Source organism: Rhizobacter sp. P3_B12 (genome assembly GCF_056402895.1).
On sequence record NZ_JBFUGN010000538.1, the window covers coordinates 1 to 4,229 of the forward strand.

2 protein-coding genes are annotated in these 4,229 nt (G+C 72.8%); one reads left to right on the top strand and one right to left on the bottom strand.

Features of this window, described 5'->3' with window-relative positions; genetic code table 11:
- Window positions 1–1,260 (top strand): chemotaxis protein CheW (locus AC1D01_RS23160; RefSeq protein ID WP_477870481.1); only part of this gene is annotated, 1,260 nt, incomplete at its 5' end.
- 75 nt (window positions 1,261–1,335) lie between these two features.
- On the opposite strand, the gene AC1D01_RS23165 is transcribed toward AC1D01_RS23160, so the two are convergent.
- The gene (locus AC1D01_RS23165; protein WP_477870483.1) at window positions 1,336–4,152 is read right to left on the bottom strand and encodes a hybrid sensor histidine kinase/response regulator; all 2,817 of its coding nucleotides are present in this window, start codon (window positions 4,150–4,152) and stop codon (window positions 1,336–1,338) included.
- Between the last annotated feature and the right edge of the window lie 77 nt (window positions 4,153–4,229).

Below are 4,229 nucleotides of genomic sequence, written 5' to 3' on the forward strand. Positions count from 1 at the left end.
CGCGCGAACGACTGCCGCTGGTGGGCGCTCGACGGCGTGCTGCGCGGCGTGCTGTCGCAGCCGGCGGGTGAACGCGACGCCCAGCGTGCCGCCGCGGTGCTGCAGCGCATCAACGGGCTCTACACGGTGTACGCGCTGCTGGTGCTGTTCGACACCGACGGGCGCATCGTCGCGGTGTCGGACCCGGCCGAGCAGTCGCGTTGCGGCAGCGTGCTCGACGCGCCGTGGGTGCGCGAGACGCTGGCGCTGCGCGATCCGCAGCAGCATGTCGAATCGGCGCATGCGGCGAGCGATCTGTATGGCGGGCGGCCGACCTTCGTGCACGGCGCGGCGCTGCGGGCCCACAACGGAGCGAACGACGGCACCGCAGCGGTGGTGGGCGGCATCGCGATCGTCTTCGACGGCGCGCCGCAGTTCGCCGCGATGCTGCGCGATGCGCTGCCGCTCGATGCGCAGGGCGAGCCCTCGCACGGCGCGGCGGCGCTGCTGCTGACGCGTGCCGGCGCGGTGGTCGCGAGCAGCGATCCGGCGCGCTGGCCGGTCGGCAGCGACTGGGCGGTGCTCACCGATTGGCGCTCGCTCGCGCGGGGCGCGTCGGCCAGCGCCGTGATCCACCTCGACGGCATCGCCTGCAGTGCCGGCTGCAGCGTCTCGGGCGGCTACCGCGAGTACCACGCCGGCGGCAGCATCGGCCCGGGCGACCTGCTGTCGGTGGCGCTGCTGAAGCTGGGCGCAGTGCAGGCGCAGGCGCCGGCCGCGCCGGTGGTGTTCGACAACGCCGCCACGCCGCCGCGCGGCAAGGAGCCGGTGGTGTCGATCGCCAGCTTCCTGTGCGGCGGCCAGTGGCTGGGTGTGCCGTCGGCGACCGCGCTGCAGGCCTTGCAGCAACCGCGCATCGCCGCGCTGCCGAATGCGCCGGCGCATCTGCCGGGCATGCTGGAGTTCGAAGGCCGGCTGCTGCCGGTGGTCGACCTGGGCGTGCTGCGCGGCACCGGCCCGGCGACCGATCCGCAGGCGCCGCTGGTGGTGGCCCAGGGGTCGGGCGGGCAGCGCTTCGCGATGCGGGTGGACGCGCTCGGGCCGGTGTTCGAGGTCGCCAGCGCCCGCGTGCAATCGCTCGCGCGGCCGGGCGGCCAGCAGGAGCGACTGGTCAGCAGCCACCAGCGCATGCTGATCCTGATGGACGTCGACGGGCTGGTCGCGCAGGCCGGCATCGCGGCGCTGGCGGTCGCCGAGGTCAGCGAGGTCGCGCTGGCCTGAGTTCCGTGCGAGCGTCCCGGATTGGCATCCGGGCTACAAGACTCGTAGCCCGGGTGCCAACCCGGGGATCGACCTTCACTTGGGCCCCATGCTCTCCTTCACCAGCGCACCCAGTGCCCGCACCTGGTAGTCGTTCGCGAGGCGCCGCACCCGCTCGGCGAACGGCCGGTAGCGCGCATCGGCCTGCGCCAGCCGCTGCGCTTCGTCGCAGATCGCCGCCATGTTGCCGGCCAGCGTCAGCCGGTGCAGTTCCTGCAGCTCCTGCGCATCCGGGATCGACTCCGGCGCCAGCGGTTCGCCGGGCGCCGGAGTCGACCCCGCCGTGTCGTCGTCCTCGCGGTAGATCCAGGTCAGCTCCAGCAGCTCGCCGATCTGGCGCAGCAGGCTCTCGCGGCGCACCGGCTTGGCCTCGAAGCCGTTGCCGCCCGAAGCGACCCACTTCTGCCGGTCCTCGGCCGACACGCTGGCCGAGATCGCGATGATCGGCACGGCCTTCAGCCCCGCGTCCTCGCGGATGYGCCGCGTCGCCTGCAGCCCGTCCATCACCGGCATCATCATGTCCATCAGGATCAGGTCCGGCTTCTTCGCCTGCGCCCGCACGACCGCCGCCTGGCCGTTGTCGGCCTCGTCGATCTGGAAGCCGAGCAGGCGCAGCAGCCAGGCCAGCATCTCGCGGTTCTCGGCGATGTCGTCGACGATCAGCACGCTGCGCGGCGCACCGGCATAGCCGACCGCCGTGCGTTCGACCCGCGCGGTGCCCGCCCCCGTCTCCAGCACCGGCAGCGCCAGTTCGAACCAGAACACGCTGCCCTGCTCGGGCACGCTGCGCACCAGGATGTCGCCGCCCATCAGCCGCACCAGCTGCCGGCTGATCGACAGCCCGAGGCCGCTGCCGGCCACGCGGCGCGTCGCATCGTGCACCTGCGCGAACGGGTGGAAGAGCCGCTGCATCTGAGCGGCGTCCATGCCGATGCCCGAATCGCAGACCTCGAAGCGCAGTTGCGCCCGGCCCGGCTCGACCTCCAGCAGGTGGACGACCAGCTGCACCTGCCCGCGGTCGCTGAACTTGACCGCGTTGCCGAGCAGGTTCAGCAGCACCTGGCGCAGCCGCCGCTCGTCGACCTGCACCGCCTCGGGCAGCTCGCCGTGGAACTCCAGCGCGAACGCCAGGTTCTTCTGCTGCGCCTTGATGCGGATCAGGTCGCCGATCATGCCGAGGAAGCTGGCCAGGTGGATCGGCGCCTCGATGAGGTCGAGCTTGCCGGCCTCGATCTTCGCGATGTCGAGGATGTCGTTGATCAGCATCAGCAGGTGCTCGCCGCTGCTCTGGATGGTCTTCAGGCCGGCCGCCTGCTGCTCGTCGAGCGTGTCGTCCAGCCGCAGGATCTGCGTGTAGCCGAGGATGCCGTTCAGCGGCGTGCGCAGCTCGTGGCTCATGTTGGCGAGGAACATGCTCTGCGCGCGCCGCGCCGCGATGGCGGCATCGCGGGCCGCGGTGAGCTGCTGCTCGGCGGCGCGCCGCAGCGTCGCGTCGCGCACCACCAGCACGCGCAGCGCGCCGCCGTCGTCGTGCACGGCCATCCGGCTCACCGACACCTCGGCCGGAAAGAGCCGCTCGTCGCGGCGCTGCCCGATCGCGCTGCGCGGCACGGCCTGCTCCACCTCGAGCGGCGGGTCGAAATCCGACAGCAGCTCGCCGACCGTCAGCCCGTCCAGCTGCGCCGCCGTCCACCCGAACATGCGCTCGCCGGCCGGGTTGAGCTGCAGCACGCGGTCGCCGCGCACGACGAGGATGCCGTCGGCGGTGTGGTCGATGATCGTCGCCAGCCGCTGCTGCTCGATCTCGAGCGAGGCGCGGGTGCGCGCCAGCTGCCGCCGGTCCTCCAGGAAACGCTCGACCGCGCGCGCCATGCCGCCGATCTCGTCCTCGCCCTGCACCGGCACGGCCACCGGCTGGTTCGCCGGGCCCGCCTCGGCAGCGTCGCTGCGCAGGTGGCGGCTCACCTCCTGCAGGCGCCCGATCACGTGCTGCCCGAGGAACACCCGCGCCACCGCGATGGCGGCCAGCATGCTGCCGATGAACAGCGCGAAGATCCAGCGCTGGTGGCGCTCGGACGCATCGACCACCTGCTGCACCGCCTCGCGGTAGGCATCGGCCGAGGCCGTCGACCAGGTGCCCGCCGCCGCGCCCATCGCCTGCGACTGGCGGCCCATCTCGTCGCGCAGGCCGGTGATCACGCGCTGCTGCTCGATCAGCCTGCGGCGCATCGCGAGCAGCTCGCGCACGTCGGCGGCCACCTCCGGCTGCAACGCCGGCATGCGGTGGTGCAGCGCCTCCAGCTCGTCGAGCTGCGTCGCGCTGCGCAGCTGGTACAGCAGCGAGACCAGCGGCAGCCGGTCGCGGCCGTACTGCGCCTCGAGGCGGCCGATCCGGTCGTTCATCCGCGCCATGAAGCGCAGCTCGGTGCCCAGCGAATCCTCGCGCAGCTGCGTCGCCACGTGGGCCGAGTTGCGCAGCACCTGGCCGGCCTGGTGCAGGTCGAGCACGACCAGGTCGCCGCTGGTGGTGCTGATCTCGGTCACCACCGCGTCGAACTTCTGCAGGTGCTGGGTCATCTGCGCGTAGAGGCGGTGCAGTTCGGCGGCCGAGCTGGCGGTGATCAGCTGCGAGGCGTCGAGCGCGATGGTCGCCGTCTCGGCCACCAGGTCCTGCGCGAGGCGCACGCGCAGCAGACGCGTCTCGGCCAGCTGCCGCGACGCGAGCGCGAGCTCGCGCACCGAATAGAGCGCGATGCCGCCGCCCGACACGAAGATCAGCGCCAGCCCGGCCAGCGCCAGCGCGAACTGCCGGCGCAGCGAATGGGGCAGCAGGCGGCGCAGCTTCACGGTCACGGGCGGGCGGGCCGCCGTGCTCAGCGCTTCCAGATCCGCCGGTAGGCGTCGCGGTAGCCGTTGTCCGGGTCGTAGAG